Annotated in this window: 16 protein-coding genes; 4 read left to right on the top strand and 12 right to left on the bottom strand. The window is 62.6% G+C overall.

What is annotated here, in order from left to right; all coding sequences use genetic code 11:
• The first annotated feature begins 291 nt into the window (after positions 1-291).
• Positions 292-2,019, top strand: a complete 1,728-nt coding sequence (locus PG896_RS02795; protein ID WP_270835355.1) for an ABC-F family ATP-binding cassette domain-containing protein — start codon at positions 292-294, stop codon at positions 2,017-2,019.
• A gap of 72 nt (positions 2,020-2,091) precedes the next feature.
• Positions 2,092-2,628: a GNAT family N-acetyltransferase gene (locus PG896_RS02790; RefSeq protein ID WP_270835354.1), complete on the top strand. Its 537-nt coding sequence runs from the start codon at positions 2,092-2,094 to the stop codon at positions 2,626-2,628.
• Between the two features lie 43 nt (positions 2,629-2,671).
• Here PG896_RS02790 and yjeH read toward each other — a convergent pair whose 3' ends face one another.
• The 3 genes from yjeH to PG896_RS02775 all read right to left on the bottom strand — a co-directional run bounded on the left by yjeH (position 2,672) and on the right by PG896_RS02775 (position 6,808).
• Positions 2,672-3,952, bottom strand: a complete 1,281-nt coding sequence (gene yjeH / locus PG896_RS02785; protein ID WP_042015548.1) for an L-methionine/branched-chain amino acid transporter — start codon at positions 3,950-3,952, stop codon at positions 2,672-2,674.
• A 119-nt stretch (positions 3,953-4,071) separates the two neighbouring features.
• A protein-coding gene (locus PG896_RS02780) for an IS3 family transposase (RefSeq protein ID WP_103859376.1) occupies positions 4,072-5,426 on the bottom strand; the annotation gives its coding sequence in 2 pieces (ribosomal slippage) (positions 4,072-4,958 and positions 4,958-5,426; 1,356 coding nt in all).
• An 89-nt stretch (positions 5,427-5,515) separates the two neighbouring features.
• The gene (locus PG896_RS02775) at positions 5,516-6,808 is read right to left on the bottom strand and encodes an HAAAP family serine/threonine permease (RefSeq protein WP_039039437.1); all 1,293 of its coding nucleotides are present in this window, start codon (positions 6,806-6,808) and stop codon (positions 5,516-5,518) included.
• Between the two features lie 496 nt (positions 6,809-7,304).
• Between PG896_RS02775 and PG896_RS02770 the strand changes: the two genes are divergently transcribed.
• Complete coding sequence (locus PG896_RS02770) at positions 7,305-8,210, top strand: LysR family transcriptional regulator (protein ID WP_039039436.1); 906 nt, start codon at positions 7,305-7,307, stop codon at positions 8,208-8,210.
• 106 nt (positions 8,211-8,316) lie between these two features.
• Positions 8,317-9,708 (top strand): MATE family efflux transporter, encoded by a 1,392-nt coding sequence (locus PG896_RS02765; protein ID WP_069785586.1) that lies wholly within the window; start codon positions 8,317-8,319, stop codon positions 9,706-9,708.
• Positions 9,709-9,788: 80 nt separating this feature from the next.
• Here PG896_RS02765 and accA read toward each other — a convergent pair whose 3' ends face one another.
• From accA to bamA, 9 genes are all read right to left on the bottom strand, one after another.
• Positions 9,789-10,739 carry an acetyl-CoA carboxylase carboxyl transferase subunit alpha gene (gene accA / locus PG896_RS02760; RefSeq protein ID WP_010673419.1) on the bottom strand — a complete coding sequence of 317 codons (951 nt, stop codon included), beginning with the start codon at positions 10,737-10,739 and terminating at the stop codon, positions 9,789-9,791.
• Positions 10,740-10,755: 16 nt separating this feature from the next.
• Positions 10,756-14,235 (bottom strand): DNA polymerase III subunit alpha, encoded by a 3,480-nt coding sequence (gene dnaE / locus PG896_RS02755; protein ID WP_200164405.1) that lies wholly within the window; start codon positions 14,233-14,235, stop codon positions 10,756-10,758.
• Positions 14,236-14,288: 53 nt separating this feature from the next.
• A complete protein-coding gene (gene rnhB / locus PG896_RS02750; protein ID WP_039039433.1) occupies positions 14,289-14,879 on the bottom strand; it encodes a ribonuclease HII in 591 nt (196 codons plus the stop codon).
• A 78-nt stretch (positions 14,880-14,957) separates the two neighbouring features.
• A complete protein-coding gene (lpxB, locus tag PG896_RS02745) occupies positions 14,958-16,097 on the bottom strand; it encodes a lipid-A-disaccharide synthase (RefSeq protein ID WP_270835353.1) in 1,140 nt (379 codons plus the stop codon).
• A complete protein-coding gene (lpxA, locus tag PG896_RS02740; RefSeq protein WP_010673415.1) occupies positions 16,090-16,881 on the bottom strand; it encodes an acyl-ACP--UDP-N-acetylglucosamine O-acyltransferase in 792 nt (263 codons plus the stop codon). The genes lpxB and lpxA overlap by 8 nt, the downstream gene beginning before the upstream one ends.
• Positions 16,882-16,883: 2 nt before the next feature.
• On the bottom strand, positions 16,884-17,345 hold the full coding sequence (fabZ, locus tag PG896_RS02735) for a 3-hydroxyacyl-ACP dehydratase FabZ (protein ID WP_010673414.1): 462 nt from the start codon (positions 17,343-17,345) through the stop codon (positions 16,884-16,886).
• A gap of 24 nt (positions 17,346-17,369) precedes the next feature.
• Complete coding sequence (lpxD, locus tag PG896_RS02730) at positions 17,370-18,389, bottom strand: UDP-3-O-(3-hydroxymyristoyl)glucosamine N-acyltransferase (protein WP_039039449.1); 1,020 nt, start codon at positions 18,387-18,389, stop codon at positions 17,370-17,372.
• Between the two features lie 3 nt (positions 18,390-18,392).
• A complete protein-coding gene (locus tag PG896_RS02725; RefSeq protein ID WP_029313943.1) occupies positions 18,393-18,905 on the bottom strand; it encodes an OmpH family outer membrane protein in 513 nt (170 codons plus the stop codon).
• A 146-nt stretch (positions 18,906-19,051) separates the two neighbouring features.
• Positions 19,052-21,475, bottom strand: a complete 2,424-nt coding sequence (gene bamA, locus PG896_RS02720; RefSeq protein WP_029313941.1) for an outer membrane protein assembly factor BamA — start codon at positions 21,473-21,475, stop codon at positions 19,052-19,054.
• Between the last annotated feature and the right edge of the window lie 20 nt (positions 21,476-21,495).

Raw genomic sequence — 21,495 nt, 5'->3', positions numbered from 1 at the left:
ACGGCCCCCCACAGGGCGGATGGACGACTGTTTTTTTCTGTGCCTATAATCGCCGTACCCTGCCATAACGAAACACAAGGAGGTAAAAAATGGTTATCCAAGCGTGTCCGATGTTCTCGGCTCGCCTGTTCGGCACATTCAAGTGCTCTTGCCTGCATACCATCGCGCTGCGATAGCGGGTTCGAGCAAAGCCGACTCCCTTCCATACCGAGACCTTTCTCGACTCTGCCGTTGTCGCCAGCGCTCCTGATGACAGGGATTTCCCATCCCGCGATTTAAGAGAGCAAGAGCATGACAACCCTGATGAGTACCCATTCCCTGCAGATGAGTGCGGGGCACCTTCCCTTATTTGATCACCTCGAACTCGGCATTCGCGCAGGCGACCGACTCGGCCTGATTGGCGCCAACGGCTGCGGCAAGAGCACATTGCTCGCGCTGCTGGCGGGCGAGCGCACGCCCCAGGCCGGCCGGATCGTGCAGGCCGCCGCCTGCCGCTGCGAGTTCGTGGCCCAGCAACTGCCAGCCGAGCTTTCCACCCTCAGCACCCGCGCCGTGCTGCTGGATGCCCTGGGCAACGACCCCGCCGCCGAATGGCAGGTGGACAAGCTGCTGGCCGAACTGCAGCTGGAGGCTCAGGCCACGTTGCCGGTCAGTGCACTGAGCGGTGGCCAGCACAGCCGGCTGCAGATAGGCCGCGCCCTGCTGCGCCAACCCAACCTGCTGCTGCTCGATGAGCCCAGCAACCACCTGGACTTGCCCGCCCTGCTCTGGCTCGAGCAGTTTCTGCTGGGCTGGCGCGGCGCCTTCGTGCTGGTCTCCCACGACGCTCGCCTGCTGGACCGCGTCACGGATCAGACCCTGATCCTGCGAGACGGCCAGTTGCACCGCTTCGCCCTGCCCTGCAGCCAGGCCAGGTCGGCACTGGCTGCCGAGGATGAGCAGACCCGCCTGCGCCGGGCGGATGAGCAAAAGGAGATAGACCGCCTGAGCGCCAGCAGCAAGCGCCTCGCCATCTGGGGGCGGGAGCATGACAACGAGAAGCTGGTGCGCCAGGCCAAGTCCATGGAAAAGCGCATCGCCCGCCTGCAGGAGGAGCAGAGCCAGGTGGCTGCGCTGGCCCCCTGGCGGCTCGAGCTGCGCGGAGTGAGCCTGCCCGCCGACACCCTGCTGCGGCTGGAGGCCCTCGACGTATCGCCGGCACCGGCACTGCCGCCGCTGCTGCGTGCCGAGGGGCTCTGGCTGCGGGCGGGAGACAGGGTCGCCCTGCTCGGTGCCAACGGCACCGGCAAGTCCTCCCTGCTGCGCCAGTGCTGGCGCGAACTGACCGCGCAGAGCCTGCAGGCAGGCTGGTACTGCCACCCCGGCGCGAGCATCGCCTATTACGATCAGTCCCTGCAGCAGCTGGCTGACGACGCCACCCTGAGCGACGCGCTGTACCCCCTGGCCCCTCTGCCTGAGGTGACGCGGCGACAGGCGCTGATCCGGGCGGGCTTCCCCTATGCCCGCCACGGCCAGCAGGTGCACACCCTGAGCGGGGGCGAGCGGGCACGGTTGCTGTTCCTCGCCCTGTCCCTCGGCAGCCACCACATGCTCTGGCTCGACGAACCCACCAATCACCTGGATCTGGCGGGCAAGGAGGAGCTGGCCGACGCCATTGCGGCCTTCCCCGGGGGCGTGCTGCTGGTCTCCCACGACCGGGAGCTGATCGAGCGCAGTTGCAACCGCTTCTGGCTGATACAGGACGGGCGCATCCAGGAGGCTCACAGCGCCGAGCGGGCCTATGCCGAGCTGCTGGGCGATGCCCCCTTGCCGCAGGCGGGCAGCCCGGCTCGATCAGGTGACCCGCAGACCGCGGCCCCCACGGGGGATGACGAAGAGGCGCTGCTGGCGCGCTGGTATGAGCTCGATGCCCTGCTCGCCGCCGATCTGGCCCGCAAGCCCAGGCACCAGACCCCGCGCCTGCAGCAGCAGTGGCGTGACGAGCTGGCGCGCCTTGCCGAGCGGCTCGGGTTTGCCTGACGCCAGCCCGGCTCATCCATCTCTTATGACGCAACACACGCGGCCAGCCACGGCTGGCCGCAAGGAGTCATCATGACATCAGCACCACCCCACATCAGGCTGGATCCCGTCACCGACACCGACCTGCCTCACATCTATCGCGGCCTCTCCGATCCCCGGGTCGTCGCCTACTACGGCGTCAGCTACGACAGCCTGGCGGCATGCCGGGCACAGATGGATTGGTATGCCGAGCTGACCCGTACCGGCCGTGGCGCCTGGCACCTCATTCGCGACCGGCACACGGGCGAGCCGCTGGGGGCCATCGGCTACAACGATGCCGACCCGACTCACCGGTGTGCCGAGCTGGGCTACTGGCTCTATCCCGAACACTGGGGCAAGGGGGTGATGAGCGCGGCGCTGCAACTCTGGCTCCCGCTCACTTACCGCACCACCGACCTGCACCGGCTGCTGGCGGTGGTGGAGGAGCCCAACCACCCCTCCGCCCGCCTGCTGGAGCGGGCCGGATTTTACTACGAGGGCACGGCGCGGGAGTGCGAGCGCAAGGGGGATGGCTTCATCTCCCTGCGCCACTACGCCATCTTGCGCAGCGACCTGCCCGCCAGCCTGTGACCCGCAACAACAAGCCCCGCACTGCGGGGCTTTTTTTCGGGAGTTACTTGATGGCGCAGACACCCTCATCGGACGCCGAGCGGCGGCGTCTGCGCCGCCACAGGGAGAAGCCGCCATACCCCAAGCTCAGCACGACGGCATAGAGCACCTGGGTGGCGAGGGCCAGCAGCACCAGGGCACAGAGCAGCACGCTGAGGCCCGCCAGCCCCTTGCCGGTCCCCGACAACAAGCGCCAGCCGGCCGCCATGCAGAGCAGATAGACCAGCACGAAGTTGCCGTTGGCGTAGCGGATCAGCGCATCGAGGGGCAGACGCAGCCAGAGGATCAGGGTGATGGAGACGAAACAGATGGCGAGCACCCAGGCAAGGGCATGCAGGGGAGCGCCCCGGGCCGAGAGGCGAGAGAGGGAGACCGGCAGTTTGCCCTCCCGCGCCATGCTCCAGATAAGGCGCGCAAAACCTTGCAGGTAGATGTTGATGCTGGCGAAGCAGGAGAGATAGCCCAGCACCGCCACCAGCCACTTGGCGGTGGGGCCGAACAACAGGGAGAGCAGGGCCGGAATGGCGGTGGCATTGGTCGCCTCGTCCCCGTAGAGGTCATATTTGAGCACCACCAGCGAGTGCACCCAGTAGATGAGCCCCGCCAGCAGCACGCCCCCCAGCAGGGCAAGGGGGTAGTCCCGCTCTGGCCGCTTGAACTCCTCCCCCATGTGAGCGAAGGCCTCGAGCCCCACGAAACACCAGAACATCACCGCCAGCGCCGAGCCCATGGCGGGCCATTCGCTCGCCGTTGGCAGAGGCTGGGCGGCATCGCGCCAGCTGAGATCCCCCTTGACCCAGATAAGCAGGGTGAGCCCCAGGATAGCCAGGGCGATCAGCAGTTGCAGGTTGCCGGAGGAGCGCGCTCCCCGCAGCCCCAGCAGAAAGACCCCGAGCAGGGTGAGCAGCTGGATGCCCCAGAGGGTCCACTCCCCCATGTCGAACAGGGCGTGCCAGAAACCGGCGGCGATGGTGAGGGCGGCAGGCAGGCCCACCGGCAGCACCGCCAGAAAGAGGAAAGCAGAGAAGCGCTCGGCGCCGTTGCCAAAGGCGAGGCCAATCAGATGGGGCGCGCCACCCGCGTGGGGATAACGCCGCCCGAGGCGGGCGAAGGTAAAGGCGATGGGCAGCACCAGGGCAATCAGCAGCAGCCAGGCCCACAGCGACGCCCCTCCCGCCAGCGAGGCGGCGGTGGCCGGTACCACGAAGATCCCGGTACCGAGCAGGGAGGTGGCGAGCAGCCCCATCCCCTGCCAGAGCCCGAGATCCTTTTTCAACCCAGACATATCCTGTTGTCCCGTCTAGAAAAACATCCCGCCATGTTAGGCCGCCACCACCGCTTTGTTAAGCATTTGTGCCCATAAAAAAACCGCCCCGGTGAAGTGAACCCCATTTATTGGACACGTTAGCTGGCGGATGACATGGCCTGAGTTCGGTACTGTACCGGGCTCAGGCCGTTTAGTTTTACTTTGAGCCGTTCATGGTTGTAGTAGTGGATGTATTCATCCACTGCTCGCTTCAACTGCTCCGTGTCCTCGTATTTCTCGTTGAACCAGCATTCGCTCTTTAGCAGCCCGAAGAAGTTTTCTACCACCGCATTGTCCAAGCAGTTCCCTTTGCGTGACATGCTTTGCTTCACCTCCCTTGACGATAACCGCGTCTGATAGCTGGCCATCTGATATTGCCAGCCTTGATCCGAGTGCAGCACCGGCGTGTCTCCTGGCCCCAATGTTGCCAGGGCGTCATCCAGCATCTTGTCCACCAATGGCATTCCCTGGTGCGTGGCCATCTGCCAGGCGATGATCTCGCTGTTATACAGGTCCAGCACCGGGGACAGGTATAGCTTCTGCCCTTTGAGATTGAACTCCGTCACATCGGTGACCCATTTCTGGTTCGGGGCATCGGCGTGAAAATCACGCTGCAAGAGGTTCGGGGCAATATGGCCGTATGTCCCCTTGTACGAGCGGTATTTCTTGCGGCGCAGGTTAGAGGCAAGCTCCTGTTTTCGCATGAGTTTACGCACGGTTTTATGGTTGAGATGACATCCCTCATTTCGCAGCGCCAGGGTGATCCGTCGATAACCATAACGCCCTTTATGGTGATGAAACAGTGCCTTGACCCGCTCTGCTTCATGCTCGTAGGCCTTTGTGCTGGCATCTGAGCTCATCTGCCAATAGAAGGTACTGCGTGGCAACCCGGCGATATGCAGCAGCGTGGCCAGCTTATGGTGTTGCCTTAGCCCGGAAATGACTTTTGCTTTTTCTGCTGTTTTTCCCGCGCCAAGGCATGCAGTTTTTTTAGATAGGCGTTCTCCGCTCGCAGGTATTCAAGCTCTTCCTCGGCACTGTGGAAGGTGGGATAGGGGGCGGTGAGCGGTTTGCCGGGGGGCGTCTTCTCTGAAGTCATGGTGCGTTCTGTGCGTTTATCACGGAGGGCCATGATACCGCCTTCACGATAAAGACGCTCCCACCGGCTGACGGTGCAGGCGGCGGCGATCTTGAATGTCGCAGCAGCCTTGCGAGAAGAGGCACAATTCTGCTTCATCCAAAGCAGAACTTCCTCTTTGAACTCAGCAGAATAAGCTTTGGTCGTGATGGTCAAGCCAGCTTCACCACTGACTTTCCAATGCTCGGTCCAGCGGCGAACGGCGCCATGATCGATACCAAACAGGGCGGCCGTCTTTTTGGCACCGTCATGACCACTGAGATAGTGAAGAACGACCTGACGTTTGAAGTCGGTCGAGTATTTTTGCTTTCCCATAGAAACGAAGAACCCCTACTCGTTGGGTGTCCAACTTTCGGGGTTCACTTCACCGGGGGGCGGCTTTCTCACAGGGATGAACGCTGTCATCAGGCAATCAGCTTGTAGATGATACCGGACATGGCGATGAGGCCGATGAGGGTGACGAAGCCGTTGCTGAGGTTGCCGGCATATTTGCGCATGGCCGGCACCTTGGCGATGGCGTACATCGGCATCAGGAAGAGCAGCATGGCGATGATGGGGCCGCCCAGATCTTCAATCATGCCGAGGATGCTCGGGTTGATGGTGGCCACGGCCCAGGTGGTCAGGATCATGAAGACCGCGGTCACCTTGTTCAGCTGCTTGACGTCGACGTTCTTGCCCTTCTCGCGCAGGGACTTGGCCATCAGGCCGTTCATGCCCTCTTGCGCACCCAGGTAGTGACCCAGGAAGGACTTGCTGATGGCAACCATGGCGATGAGCGGTGCCACGGTGGCGATCACCGGGTTGTCGAAGTGGTTGGCCAGGTAGGAGAGGATGGAGATGTTCTGCTCCTTGGCCGCCGCCAGGTCAGCCGGGGAGAGGCTCAGCACGCAGCTGAACACGAAGAACATCACTGTCATCACCATCATGACGTGGGCGCCCAGCAGGATGTTGCTGCACTTCTTCTCGGCGTTGGCGCCGTAGCGGCCTTTGTTGTCCACCGCGAAGGAGGAGATGATCGGGGAGTGGTTGAAGGAGAACACCATCACCGGGATGGCCAGCCACAGGGTCTTGATGAAGTCACCATTGAAGGCCTCACCCAGCGCCGGGGCTTCGGTGATGATGGCACCGTTCCAGTGCGGGATCAGGTAGACCGCCAGGCCCATCAGGGTGACCACGAACGGGAAGACCAGCACGCTCATCGCCTTGACGATGACCTGGCCGCCCAGGCGAACGATCGCCATCAGGCCCAGGATCAGCACCAGGGAGAGGATGGCACGGGGAGGTGCCGTCATGCCTAGCTGGTGCACCATCAGGCTCTCGACGGTGTTGGTGATGGCCACGGAGTACATCAGCAGGATGGGGTAGATGGCGAAGAAGTAGAGCAGGGTGATGAACTTGCCTGCGGTCTTGCCGAAGTGCTCTTCCACCACCTCGGTGATGTCGCCGTCACGGGTGGAGCCGGACAGCACGAAGCGGGTCAGGCCACGGTGGGCGAAGAAGGTCAGCGGCAGGGCCAGGATCAGCATGGCGACCAGCGGCCACAGGCCACCGACACCGGCATTGATCGGCAGGAAGAGGACACCGGCGCCGATGGCGGTACCGTACAGACCCAGCATCCAGACCACGTCGGCCTTGTTGATGCCACGGGAGGAGGCTTTGCTCAAGCTGCCTTCAACTGCAATGTTCATGTCAGACATAGGGGTGTTCCTGTCATCAAGGAAAGTGGGATCTTAACTTGTCAGTGGGCCTGGGCCCGGTTCCTTTCCCTGGAACTCCAGCTATTCGTCCTGTTTGTTCCTCCGCCCCGGCCATCCGGCCGCCACTCCCTGTGGCAACCTGATTGCAACAAACACGGGCGGGGAGTCGTAATACAGAGGGGATCGTGCTCGCTCGTTAACAACGGGATAACGCTCACCTCATCCGATGAGATGACTCTAGTTAAAAGGCCCTATTAATCACAGCGTTTTTTTGAATTAATCAACCAAAGTTTGATTGGAATCGCCTTTCCGTCGCTTCAGATCACACTTGAATCGCCATATTGCGATTTTTTTTTAACATATAAACTTTTTAGTGTGATCCACCTCACCCTTGAAACACGCAACAATTTTGTCACAACCCCCTCGTTGCCCCCCGATTGTCTCCCGTCGCCCCATGGCGTACCCTTTGTGTCCGCCCCTTTTCTGCGTACCGACCATGACCCTCTCCCGCACCGATCTCGCCGAGCTGGCCGTGTTTGCCGCCGTCGCCCGTCACCGCAGTTTCAGCAAGGCCGCCCTCGAGCTCGGGGTGTCCGCCTCGGCCCTGAGTCATGCCCTCAAAGGGCTGGAGAGTCGCCTGGCCGTCAGGCTGCTCAATCGCAGCACCCGGGCCGTGGTGCCGACCGAAGCGGGCGAACGGCTGCTGGCCCAGGTACTGCCGACCCTGGGGCAACTGGAGGCGGCGCTGGCGGAGCTGACGCGCCACGCGGGCGAACCCGTGGGCAGGCTCAGGCTCTGTGCCCCCCGAGCCGCCATCCAGGAAGTGCTGGCCCCGGTGCTCATCGACTATCTGGTGCGCTACCCGCGCATGCAGGTGGAGGTGGAGGAGCTGGAGCTGATGCCCCGCCTCATCGAGGATGGCTACGACGCCGCCCTCTTCTACGGCGACCTGCTGCCCCAGGAGATGATCTCGGTTCCCCTGGGCCCGCAGCAGCGCTATCTGGTGGTGGGCTCCCCCGACTATCTGGCACGGCGTGGCACCCCTCGCCACCCCTCGGATCTCCGCCAGCACGACTGCATCGGTTATCGGCTCACGCCCCATCACCACTATCGCTGGGCCTTTGCCGCCGAGGGGGAACTGCTGGAGATCGAAGTGACGGGCCCGCTCACCACCAGCACGCCTGCGCTCTACCTGGGGGCGGCCGAGGCGGGGCTCGGGCTCGCCTACTGCCATGAAGGGGAGGTGTTCGACGCCCTGGCATCGGGGCGGCTGGTGAGCGTGCTGGATGACTGGAGCCCCAGCTTTGCCGGGTTCAACCTCTTCTATCCGGGCCGGCACCAGCTGGGGCAAGGGCTGCGAGCCCTGATCGACATGCTGAAGGAGTATCACAGGATCCGTTAATTGATGAGCCGAATTCAGTAATCCATCAAATGAAAGCCTGATTATCAATTAATCCATAAGAAAATAGACTGTCTGCTCGATTCCGGCCCTTTTCCCGAGTACAGATATGTCCGCCTACTTCCGCCTGCGTCAACGGGCCATGGCCCGCCGTTTCTGGGGCTATGCCCTCCCCTCCGTCATGGCCATGCTGGTCTCCGGCGCCTACTACCTGGTGGACGGCATCTTCGTCGGCCACTACGTGGGGGCCGCCGGCCTTGCCGGCATCAACCTGGTCTATCCGGTCATCATGGTGCTCATCGGCCTCGCCGCCATGATCGCCATGGGGGCCGCCACCGCCATCTCCTTCCAGCAGGGCGCCAGGAACCTCGCTCTGGCCCGCCAGGCTCTGGTCAGCGCCCTCTGGCTGCTGCTGATCCTGGGCACGGTAGCGCCGCTGCTGCTGCACCACTGGCACACCGATATCCTGCAGGCCCTGGGAATGGCCCCCGGCACCGACACCTGGCAGCAGGCCAGCGACTACCTCACCTGGATTGGCGGTGGCACCCTGCTGCTCGCCAGCAACCTGGCGGTGCCCTACCTGCTTCGCAACGACGGCCGCCCTCGCCTCGCCATGGTACTGGTGAGCGGCGGCGCCCTCCTCAACATCCTGCTCAACTACATCATGGTGGGCCGGCTCGGGCTCGGCCTCACCGGCACGGCCCAGGCCACCCTCCTCTCGGAGGCCATGGTCAGCCTGCTCGGCCTGGGGTACTTCTTCACCCGCCACGCCCGGTTGCGGCTGACCTGGCGCCAGCTGGTGCCACGCTTCCCGGCCATGCCCGGCCTGCTCTTCACCGGGCTGCCGAGCCTCATCGCCCAGTTCAATCTGGGGCTGCTGTTGCTGCTGCACAACAGCCAGCTGATGGTGCACGGCACGGTCAAGGATCTGGCGGGCTTCACCGTGGCGGGGTACACGGAGGCGGTCTTCATCGTCATCCTGCAGGGACTGGCGTTTGGCATCCAGCCCCTGGTGAGCCAGGCAGCAGGGGCCGGGCGCCATCGCGACCTCCAGTTCCTGATGGCGATGGGGCTCAAGATCACCCTGGTCTATGGCCTGGGGGTCTGGCTGATTGTCCAGCTGCTGCCGCAGCCGGTCGCCATGCTCTACACCGGGGATCAGGACGCAGAGCTGCTCGCCGCCGCCATCAGCAGCCTGACCCTCAACCTCGCTGCCCTGCCCCTGGAGGGGATCGTCATGTTCGGCATCGTGCTGTTGCAGGCCATGGCCCGCACCCGCCAGGCCCTCGTCATCTCCGTGGCCAAGACGGTGCTGCTGCTGCCCCTCATCTTCCTGCTGCCCCTCTGGTGGGGGCGCGACGGGGTCTTGATGGCACAGCCCGCCACCGTGCTGCTGCTGACGCCCCCCCTGTGCTGGCTGCTGTGGCGGGAGTGGCGGGCCCTGAGCCCTGCCGGAGGGCGTGCTTCCGCCCCCATGCACCGGGCGCTGACCGCCCCCTGAGGCCCGCCCGGCGTCCCCCCACAAACGTCGCCCATAAAAAAAGTCCCCGCATGCGGGGACTTTTTATTGGAAGCGGCAGATCAGCAGTAGCCGTAACCCAGCAGACGCTGGTAGCGCTGCTCCAGCAGTTGCTCGCTGTCGAGGGGGCGCAGGGCATCCAGATCCTGCTTGATGCGCGCTTTCAGGTGCTTGGCCATCTTCTCCACGTCGCGGTGGGCACCGCCGAGAGGCTCCTCGACGATGTTGTCGATGAGCTTCAGCTCCTTCAGGCGCTGGGCGGTGATGCCCATGGCATCCGCCGCCACCGAGGCCTTCTCGGCGCTCTTCCAGAGGATGGAGGCGCACCCTTCCGGGGAGATGACGGAGTAGGTGGAGTACTGCAGCATGTTGACCCGATCGCCCACGCCGATGGCCAGGGCGCCGCCGGAGCCGCCTTCACCGATCACGGTGCAGACCACCGGCACGGTCAGGCCGGCCATGACTTTCAGGTTGCGGGCGATGGCTTCGGACTGGCCACGCTCCTCGGCACCCACGCCGGGGTAGGCACCCGGGGTGTCGATGAAGGTGATGATCGGCATCTTGAAGCGCTCGGCCATCTCCATCAGGCGCAGGGCCTTGCGGTACCCTTCCGGGCGCGGCATGCCGAAGTTGCGCTTGATCTTCTCCTTGGTCTCGCGCCCCTTCTGGTGACCGATGATCATCACGGGCTCGCCGTCGAGACGGGCGATGCCGCCGACGATGGCCTTGTCATCGGCATAGGCGCGATCCCCGGCCAGCTCGTCGAAATCGGTGAAGATCTGCTCGATGTAGTCGAGGGTGTAGGGGCGCTGGGGATGACGTGCCATCTGGGATACCTGCCAGGCACCCAGATCGCCGAAGATCTTCTTGGTCAGCTCTTCGTTTTTCTTCTCCAGCCGGCGAATGTCTTCGCTGAGATCCACGGCACTGTTGTGCTCGCTCACATGGCGCAGTTCATCGATCTGTGCCTGCAACTCGGCGATCGGCTGTTCAAAATCCAGAAAAAGACTCATAGGGACAATAGATCCTCTAATCAAAAACCAATTCAACCCGCTCTCGTCCAAGCAGGACTCGCAAGTCATCTATCAGTTGATCGGTGGGCGTCACCCGCCACTCGGTACCGAGCGTCAATCGCACCCGGGAACCGGGGCGACGATAGTTTACCTGAACCGGACAGACTCCGGCACGGGCGGGCTCCAAAATCTCGCACAAACGCGGGAAAAAGCGCTCGTCAATGCGTTGTTCATCGAGGGAGATGCGGATTGCCCTGGCAAAACGCTCCCTCGCATCGTTGATATCCAGCAACTCGCGGGCCGACATTTTAAGGCCACCGGAGAAGTCATCAAAGCTGACCTGTCCAGAAACCACTAAAATACGGTCTTTTTGCATCAATTCTTCGTATTTTTCCAGCGCTTCACTGAAAAGGGTCACATCCAGACGGCCGGATCTGTCGTCCAGGGTGAAGATCCCCATCTTGTTGCCGCGCTTGGTCACCATGCTGCGTGCCGCGATCACCAACCCCGCCGCCGTGGTCACCGTATCCCGGGAGGTGGGATGCAGATCGCACAGTCGGCCCGAGGTGTAGCGCCGCAGCTCGCTGCTGTACTGGTTGATGGGGTGACCGGTGAGGTAGAGCCCGAGGGTCTCGCGTTCCCCTTCCAGCCACACCTTGTCAGGCCAGTGCGGCACGTTGGCGAACGCCTTCTTGACGTCGTCGATCTCCTCCGTGAGCACGCCGAACATGTCGACCTGCCCCACCGCCTGGGCCTTGGCGTGCTGCTCGGCGGCGCGCATCGCCTCCTCCAGGGTTGCCATCAGGGCGGCGCGGTGGGGGCCGAGCCTGTCCATGGCGCCGGAGAGGATGAGCTTCTCCATCACCCGCTTGTTGAGCTTCTTGATGTCGACCCGGTTGCAGAAATCGAACAGGTCGCGGAACGGACCGTCCCGATCCCGCGCGTCCAGGATCGCCTCGATGGGCCCTTCCCCTACTCCCTTCACCGCGCCGATACCGTAGACGATATGGCCGTCCTCGTTGACGCTGAAGCGGTAGCGACCGGTGTTGACGTCCGGCGGGATCACGGTCAGCCCCATGCGCTGACACTCGTCCACCAGGGTCACTATCTTGTCGGTGTTGTCCATGTCCGCGGTCATCACCGCCGCCATGAACTCCGCCGGGAAGTGGGTCTTGAGCCAGAGGGTCTGGTAAGAGACCAGCGCATAGGCAGCGGAGTGGGACTTGTTGAAGCCGTAGCCCGCAAACTTCTCCACCAGATCGAAGATCTTCATCGCCAGTTCGCCGTCGACGCCGTTCTTGACCGCCCCCTCCTCGAAGCCCGCCCGCTGCTTGGCCATCTCTTCGGGTTTTTTCTTGCCCATGGCCCGACGCAGCATGTCCGCGCCACCCAGGGTATACCCCGCAAGGGTCTGGGCGATCTGCATCACCTGCTCCTGGTAGAGGATGATGCCGTAGGTGGGCTCGAGTATGGGTTTGAGGCTCTCGTGCTGCCACTTCTCGTCCGGGTAGGAGATGGCCTCCTTGCCGTGCTTGCGCTCGATGAAGTTGTCCACCATGCCCGACTGGAGCGGGCCCGGACGGAACAGGGCCACCAGCGCGATCATGTCTTCGAAGCAGTCGGGCTGCAGCCGCTTGATGAGATCCTTCATGCCGCGGGATTCGAGCTGGAACACCGCCGTGGTCTCGAAACGCTGCAAGAGGGCGAACGACTTCTTGTCGTCGATGGGGATGGCGGCGATGTCCACCGGCGGCTTGCCCTCTTTGGCAAGACGGGGGTTTATCATGCCAAGGGCCCAGTCGATGATGGTGAGGGTGCGCAGCCCCAGGAAGTCGAACTTCACCAGGCCCGCATACTCCACGTCGTTCTTGTCGAACTGGGTGACCGGGTGATGCCCCTCGTCGTCGCAATAGAGCGGCGCGAAGTCGGTGATCTTGGTGGGCGCGATCACCACGCCACCGGCGTGCTTGCCAGCGTTGCGCACCACCCCTTCCAGGCGGCGGGCCATGTCGATGAGGTCCTTGACCTCCTCGTCCTGCTCGTAGAGCTCCGGCAACTTGGGCTCGGCTTCGAACGCCTTGGCGAGGGTCATGCCGGGGTCGGGCGGGATCAGCTTGGAAATGCGATCGACAAAGCCGTAGGCGTGGCCCAGCACCCGGCCGACGTCCCGCACCACCGCCTTGGCTGCCATGCTGCCGAAGGTGATGATCTGGGACACCGCCTCCCGGCCATACATCTCGGAGACGTGATCGATCACCTCGTCGCGCCTGTCCATACAGAAGTCGACGTCGAAGTCGGGCATGGAGACCCGCTCGGGGTTCAAGAAACGTTCGAACAGCAGGTCAAATTCCAGCGGATCGAGATCGGTGATCTTGAGGGCGTAGGCCACCAGCGACCCCGCCCCCGAGCCCCGGCCCGGACCGACGGGGATGCCGTTGTCCTTGGACCACTGGATAAACTCCATCACGATGAGGAAGTAACCCGGGAAGCCCATCTGGTTGATCACTTTGAGCTCGATGTCGAGACGCTCGTCATACTCGGGACGGCGCTCGGCCCGCACCGCCGGATCCGGGAACAGGAAGGCCAGCCGCTCCTCCAGTCCTTCCTTCGACTTCATGACCAGGAAGTCCTCGGTGGTCATGTCGCCGGTGGGGAAGTTGGGCAGGAAATACTCGCCAAGGCGCACCGTCACGTTGCAGCGCTTGGCGATCTCCACCGTGTTTTCTAGGGCTTCCGGGATGTCGGCAAACAGCTCCGCCATCTCCTCCTGACTGCGCAGGTACTGCTGGGGGCTGTAGCGGCGCGGTCGGCGCTTGTCCATCAGGGTGTAGCCGTCGTGGATGGCGACCCGGATCTCGTGGGCATCGAAGTCATCGGCGGTGAGGAACACCACCTCGTTGGTGGCCACCACCGGCAGTGCGAACTCGGTGGCAATGGCCACCGCCATGTGGAGGTAAACCTCTTCATCGGGGCGGCCGGTACGCAGCAGCTCTAGGTAGTAGGCATCCGGGAAGTGGGTCTGGTAGAAGGTGAGGCAATGCTCCACCATCTGGCGGTTGCCCTTGAGCAGGAACTTGCCCACATCCCCCTCGCGCCCGCCGGAGAGGACGATCACCCCCTTGGCATGTTCGCCAAGCCAGGCCTTGTCGATGACGGGGCGCCCCTGCACATGACCGCGCTGATAGCCGCGGGAGATGAGCAGGGTGATGTTCTGGTAGCCGTCGTTGTCCATGGCGAGCAGGGTGAGGCGAAACTGCTCGTCCCCAAGCTCGTCGCTCTGCACCCAGAAATCCGCCCCGACCAGGGGCTTGATCCCCTTGCCGTGGGCAGAGCCGTAGAAGCGCACCAGGCCGCACATGTTCATCTGGTCCGTCAGGGCCAGGGCCGGCATGTTGTTGGCGGCGGCAGCGGAGACGATGGGACCGATCTTCTGCAGGCCGTCGACCATGGAGAAGTCGGAGTGCACCCTCAGGTGGATGAAGCGGGGATCAGCCATAGTCACGCCCTCTCATTGCGCAAGCAGAAATCGTTCAGACAGATCGGCATCGGTTATTCGATCCCCAGGGCGCGGCGCACCGGCTTGAAGCTCTGCCGGTATTCGGGCAGCGGACCCCGTTCGGCCAGAATGGCGAGGTGCTCCGCCGTCGGGTAGCCCTTGTGGCGGGCGAAACCGTACTCGGGATGGCGGCTGTCCAGCTCGGTCATCTCGGCGTCCCGGGTCACCTTGGCGAGGATGGAGGCGGCGCTGATGGCGGCCACCAGGCTGTCCCCCTTGACCACGGCGCGGGCCTCCATCGGCAATCTGGGGCAGCGGTTGCCGTCGATGAAGACCAGCTCGGGCGTCACCTTGAGCCCCGCCACGGCGCGCTGCATCGCCAGCATGGTGGCGTGCAGGATGTTGAGTTCGTCGATTTCCGCCGGGCTGGCGCGGCCGATGGCATAGGCCAGCGCCTTCTCTTTGATCTCGCCAAACAGGGCGAGGCGCTTCTTCTCGGAGAGCTTCTTGGAGTCGGCGAGGCCAAGGATGGGATTGGCAGGATCCAGGATCACCGCGGCGGTGACCACGTCACCCACCAGGGGGCCGCGACCCACCTCGTCCACTCCGGCAATCAGCTTGTCTTCGGGAATATCGATCGTCATCTCATAGCCTTGAATCAAAACCGGCCCCGCAGGGCCAGTATCAGCACAACATCACGCCTGACACACAGGCAGGGCCCACTAGCGTTCCAGCAGCGCGGCAACCGCTTCCGCTGCCTGCACATCCGCATTGCAGCGGATCTTCTCGTGCAACCGGGTGAAGGTGGCGATGAGCTCGCTGTTGTCATGGTCCAGCAGCTTGCTCACCTCTTCCACCAGGTTGGCCGGGGTGCACTCGTGCTGGATGAGCTCGGGCACCAGCATCTTGTCCGCCAGCAGGTTCGGCAGGGAGACATAATCCGTCTTCACCAGCCACTGGGCCAGCAAGTAGCTGAAGGGTTTGAGCTTGTAACCGACCACCATGGGCTTTTTCACCAGCATGGCCTCGAGGGCCGCGGTGCCGGAGGCGAGCATCACCACGTCGGCGGCAATCATGGCCTCGCGGCCCTGGCCGTCCAGCAGCACCATATCGAGCTCCGGGGCCACCTCGGCCTTGATGGCGAGGAACTGCTCGCGCCGTTTCTGGTTGACCAGAGGCACGATGAAACCGAGATCCGGGTTGTGCACCGTCAGGTGCTTGCACGCCTCGAGGAAGACCGGCGCCATGAAGCCCACTTCCGCCGTGCGACTCCCCGGCAGCACCGCCAGCCAGCGACGGGCGGGATCGATGCAGAGGGCCTCGCGCACCGCCCCTTGATCCGGGACCAGGGGAATGTCGTCCGCCATGGTGTGGCCGACGAAGCGACAGGGGGCATCGAAACGGTCGTAGAAGGCTTTCTCGAATGGCAGGAAGGCGAGCACCATGTCGGTGGCGGCCTTGATCTTGTGAATGCGGCCCTGACGCCAGGCCCAGACGGAGGGGCTGACATAGTGGACCGTCTTGATACCGGCGCGGCGCAGTTTCAGCTCCACCCCGATATTGAAATCCGGTGCATCCACACCGACGAAGATGTCGGGGGGATTGGCGATGAAGTGGCGCAGCAGTTCGCGGCGTACCTGGAGGATGCGGGGCAGACGGCCCAGCACCTCGGTGATGCCCATGACGGAGAGCTCCTCCATCTCGAACAGCGCCTTCACGCCGAGAGCCTGCATCCGCGGCCCGGCGATCCCTTCGAACTGCGCATCCGGGTAGCGGGCTTGCAGTTCGCGCACCAGCCCTGCGGCCAGGATGTCGCCGGAGGTCTCTCCGGCGATGATGCCGATGCGAATGGGATCAGGCACGGATGATCCCGCGCTCGTTGTCCTTGAGGAAATCCACATAGAGCTGGATGGCCGGTTCGCTCTGGGCCATCTCGCTCAGCACGGGCAACACCTCTTCAATGGTCTTGCCGGAGCGGAAGATCTCCTTGTAGGCGCGCTTGACGGCGGAGATCGCCTCGGCGCTGAAGCCACGACGACGCAGGCCTTCGGAGTTGACCCCGAACGGCTTGGCGTAGTTACCGGCGGCCATCACGTAGGGCGGCACGTCCTTGTTCAGGGCAGCGCAGCCGCCGACGAAGGCGTGGGAGCCGACGCGGCCGAACTGGTGAATGGCAGACAGACCGCCGAAGATCACGAAGTCACCGATGTGCACATGGCCCGCCAGGGTGGCGTTGTTGGCGAAGATGCAGTTGTCACCGATGATGCAGTCGTGGGCCACGTGAACGTTGACCATGAACAGGTTGCCGCTACCCACCTTGGTCAGGCTCTGGTCCTGGGTGGTGCCGCGGTGCACGGTGCAGTTCTCGCGAAACACGTTGTTGTCGCCGATCTCGAGGAAGGTGCGCTCGCCGGCGTACTTCTTGTCCTGGCAATCCTCACCGATGGAGGTGTGCTGGAAGATCTTGTTGCCGCGACCGATCTTGGTCGGGCCCTTGATCACCACGTGGGAGCTCACCCAGGTGTTGTCACCGATTTCCACCTCGGCGCCGATGACGGTGAAGGGGCCGATTTCAACCCCTTTGCCGATGACGGCAGACTCATGGACGATGGCGGTGTCGTGGATGATGGCAGTCTGATCGATCACGGTTATACCTCGCGCTTGGCGCACATCAGTTCGGCAGTACAGACCACTTCACCGTCGACGGTGGCGACACCGGTGAACTTGGCGATGCCGCGACGCTCCTTCAGGAACTCCACATCCAGCACCAGCTGATCGCCGGGGCCCACCGGGCGCTTGAAGCGGGCATTGTCGATGGAGGCAAAGTAATAGAGCTCGTTGGGGGACGGCTTGCCCACCATGGTGAAGGCCAGGATACCGGTGGCCTGGGCCATGGCTTCCAGGATCAGCACGCCGGGGAAGACCGGCTTGGCCGGGAAGTGGCCCTGGAAGATCGGCTCGTTGAACGAAACGTTCTTGATGGCGCGCAGGGTCTTGCGCTCATCGCTGATCTCGTAGTTTTCCACCTTGTCCACCATCAGGAACGGATAACGGTGGGGCAGCAGATCCATGATTTCCTGGATGCCCAGGCTCTTCTTTTCAGTAGTCAAAACAGTACCCTATACCAATCGTGATTATTCTTGATCCAGCTTTTTCTCAAGCTTGCTCAACCGCTTGTGCATCTCTTCGATACGCATCACCCGGGCGGCGGTCTTGCGCCACTCTTTATTGGTTTGCAGGGGGATGCCGGAAGAGTAGATACCGGGCTCGGTGATGGGACGCATCACCATGGCCATGCCGGTGACGGTGGCCTGGTCGCAGATCTCCATGTGCCCGTTAAAGACGGAGGCACCACCAATGATACAGTATTTGCCGACCTTGAGACTACCGGCCATCACGGTGGAGCCCGCCACGGCAGTGCCGTAGCCGATCTCGACGTTGTGGGCGATCTGGCACTGGTTGTCGATGATGACGTTGTCAGCGATGCGGGTATCTTCCAGCGCACCGCGGTCGATGGTGGTGCAGGCACCGATCTCGACCCGGTTGCCGATGGTCACGCCACCGAGCTGGGGGATCTTGATCCACTCGCCGCGCTCGTTGGCATAACCGAAACCGTCTGCCCCGATCACGGTGCCGGCCTGTACCAGACAGTCCGTGCCCAGGGTCACGTTGTGATAGAGGGTGACGTTGGCCCACAACCGGGAGCGCGCTCCCAGTCGGGTATCCTTGCCAACGAAACAGCCCGGGCCGATACGCACATCGTCACCCAGCACGACGCCGGATTCGATCACCGCATTGGCACCGATGGCCACTCTCTCGCCCAGTTGCACGTCCGCCGCGATGACGGCGCTCGGATGGATATCCATGGCCGGCTGCGGGGTGGTGTCCAGCAGTTGGGCAACCCGTGCAAAGCCCACGTAGGGGTCCTTGAGCACCAGGGCGTTGGTGGGGCAAAACGGCAGGTCTGCCTCGGTGATGAGCACGGCAGTGGCCTTGCTCTGCTCCAGAAAATGCCGGTACTTCTTGTTGGACAGGAAGGCTATCTCCCCCTCCCCGGCTTTTTCCAGTGTCGCGACCTTGCGAATTTCCCGGGTCCCATCCCCATGGACCTCGGCCCCCAGTTGCTGGGCCAGCTGTGCGAGAGTGAATGCCATCAATTAGTTGCTCTTGCTAACCTGAGAAATAACCTGGCCGGAGATGTCCAGCTTGCTGGCTGCATAAGGGGCGGCGTTGCGCTCCAGCACCAGATCGTAGCCATTGCTCTTGGCGATGGCGTCAATGGCAGCCTGCACCTTAGTCAGGATCTTGTTGCGCTCTTCGGACTGACGGCGACCGTTGTCCTGTTCAAACGCCTGACGCTTCTGGTTGAATTCCATCTGCAGCTTGGCCAGCTTCTCCTGGCTCTGCTTCTTCTGTTCGGCGCTCATGAAGGCTTCGTCCTTCTTGAACTTCTCGACCAGTGCCTGACCATCGGACTCCAGCTTCTGCAGTTCACGCATGCGCGGCTCGAACTCGCCCTTCAGCTTCTTGGCAACGGCTTCACGCTGGGGCAGCTTTTGGAAGACTTCGCCCATGTCGACCACGGCAATCTTGGTCTCAGCGAAGGCAGAACCCATGCCGGCAGCCATCAGTGCAAAGCTCAAACCAGCTACTTTCAACGCTTTATTCACACTTACTCCTTGGTCCCTCGGTCGAGGGCTACCTGATTTACCTGATTGTGCAAGCGATCCACGAGATCGTCTTGTTACCTGGTGAGGCACGCAAACGCGCGACCCATCATGCTTCCCCCGCCATGGCGGGGGGGCGTCAGCTCCCCTTAGAAGGTACGGCCGATGTTGAAGGAGAAGACTTCGGTGTCGTCCCCTTCGTATTTCTTGATTGGTCTTGCCAGCACGAACACCAGCGGGCCCATGGGAGAGAGCCACTGCAGCGACAGGCCGGTCGACATCCGGATGTTGCTCGGGTCGGAGTAGTCCATCAGATAGTTGCAACCACTGAAGCAACGGTTCTGATACTGGCTGTAGTCGAAGTGGGTATCCCACACGGAACCGGCGTCGATGAAGAAGCTGGTCCGCAGCTGGGGCTGATAGGTCTCGGAGGCAAAGGGTGTCGGCACGATCATTTCCAGCGAGGCCACCGCCAGGGCGTTGCCCCCGACCGAGCTGTCAGTGCCCTGGATGACGTCGTTACCGCTCAAGTTGTAGTAGTAGAGCGCCTTCGGACCGACTGTGTTGCTCTTGAAACCACGCAGGGTATCGAAACCACCGGCGTAGTAGTTCTCGAAGAACGGCAGAACGTGCTCGTAATCGCCATTGGTGCCGTAGCCATCGCCGTAGGAGGCACGGGCCTTGGCCAGCATGACCCATTTGTGATCGGCATCAAACGGGAAGTAGTGGGCATCTTCGGCGTTGAGCTTGAAGTACTGCAGATCCATGCCGGGCACCGTCACCTTGGCGTTCACCCGCTGGCGGTCACCGGAGGTCGGGAACTGACCCTTGTTGAGGGTGGAGCGGGTCCAGCCGGCGGTGACGTCCACGGTGTTGAACACCATGCGATTGTCGCCATCCAGATTGCCGTTGTAGACCTTCCAGAACTCGTCCACCTGTACATAGGGGTTGGGTTGGGACAGTTTGTTGTTCTCGTAGCCCAGGCTGAAGTCGAGACGGTTGTTCTCGTTGACCGGGAAGCCGCTGGAGAGACGGAAACCGACGGTGGTGTTCTCGTAGTCCACGATGTTGGCGTCGGCTGCACTGAACTTGTTGTAGTAGAGACGGCCGCCCAGGCTCACCCCGTCCACGGTGAAGTAGGGGTCGTTATAGCTCAGGTCGACGCTCTTGGAGTAGTCGTTGGTGCTGGCGTTGATGCCGATCTTCTTGCCGGTCCCCATGAAGTTGTCCTGCTGCAGACCCGCCTGCAGGCTCAGACCCGACTCGGTGCCGTAGCCGATACCGGCGTTGATGGACCCCGCCGGCTGCTCCTTGACCTTGAAGTCCAGATCGACCTGGTCATCGCTGCCCGGCACCCGCTTGGTGTCCACTTCCGCGGTCTCGAAGAAGCCGAGGCGGTTGAGACGGGTCTTGGACTGCTCGACGTTGTCGGAGGAGAGCCAGGTGCCCTCCATCTGGCGCATCTCGCGACGCAGCACTTCGTCCTTGGTGGTGACGTTGCCGCTGAAGTTGATGTTGCGCACATAGACCCGGGGACCCGGCTCCACGTTGACGATGAGCTCCACTTCCTTGGTCTGGTCGTTGATCTGGGGGAAGGTGACCACTTTCGGATAGGCGTAGCCGTAACGGCCGAGGAACTTGGAGAGCACCTCTTCGGTATGGGTTACCTGGCTGGCGGAGTAGACGCTGCCCGCCTCGATGGGGATGAGGCCCTTCATTTCGCCGCCGCGGTCGATGAGATCACCCTTGAGCTGGATGCCGGAAACCTTGTACTGCTCCCCTTCCTTGACGTTGAGGGTGACATAGACCCCCTTCTTGTCCGGGGTCATGGAGACCTGGGTGGACTCCTGGGTGAAGCGGATGTAGCCGCGGTCCATGTAGTAGGAGCGCAGCACTTCGATGTCACCGGCCAGCTTCTGCTTCTGGTAGCGCTGATCACCGGTGAAGTTCCACCAGGGCACGTCGTCCTTGAGGGAGAGCTGGGCCAGCAGCTTCTCTTCCGGGAAGACGTTGTTGCCGACGATGTTGATCTGCTGGATCTTGGCCGCTTCCCCTTCCACGAAGGTGAACTTGAGGTCGACCCGGTTGCGCGGCAGCGGGGTGACGATGGCCTTGACCTTGGCGGAGTACTTGCCCACACCGTAGTAGAAATCTTCCAGCCCTTTCTCGAGGGAGCTCAGCACGGTGCGATCAAGCGGATCACCCACGCGGATCCCGGAGGATTCCAGGCTCTGGGTCAGTTGCTCCTCCTTGATGTCCTTGTTGCCGGAGAACTCGATGCTGGAGATGGTCGGGCGCTCCTTGACCACCACTTGCAGCACCTGACCGTCGCGATAGACCTTGACGTCCTCGAAGTTGCCGGAGGCATAGAGCTTCTTGATAGCGTTCGCCAGGGATACGGAGTCGACGGAATCACCGACCCGCACCGGCAGATTCAACAGGGCGGCACCCAGGGTCACCCTCTGCAGGCCCTCGACCTGAATGTCTTGCACCACAAAAGAGGCCGGGGCAGCCTGAGCCAGGAAGCTGGCCCCCAGCAGGCAACTCAACACCAATGCTTTTTTAACAGCCATTTTGTTCTTATGTGTCCTTG

This window comes from Aeromonas sp. QDB30 (assembly GCF_027707645.1).
GTDB classification, from domain to species: domain Bacteria; phylum Pseudomonadota; class Gammaproteobacteria; order Enterobacterales; family Aeromonadaceae; genus Aeromonas; species Aeromonas caviae.
This window is presented reverse-complemented; position numbering and strand designations above follow the sequence as displayed.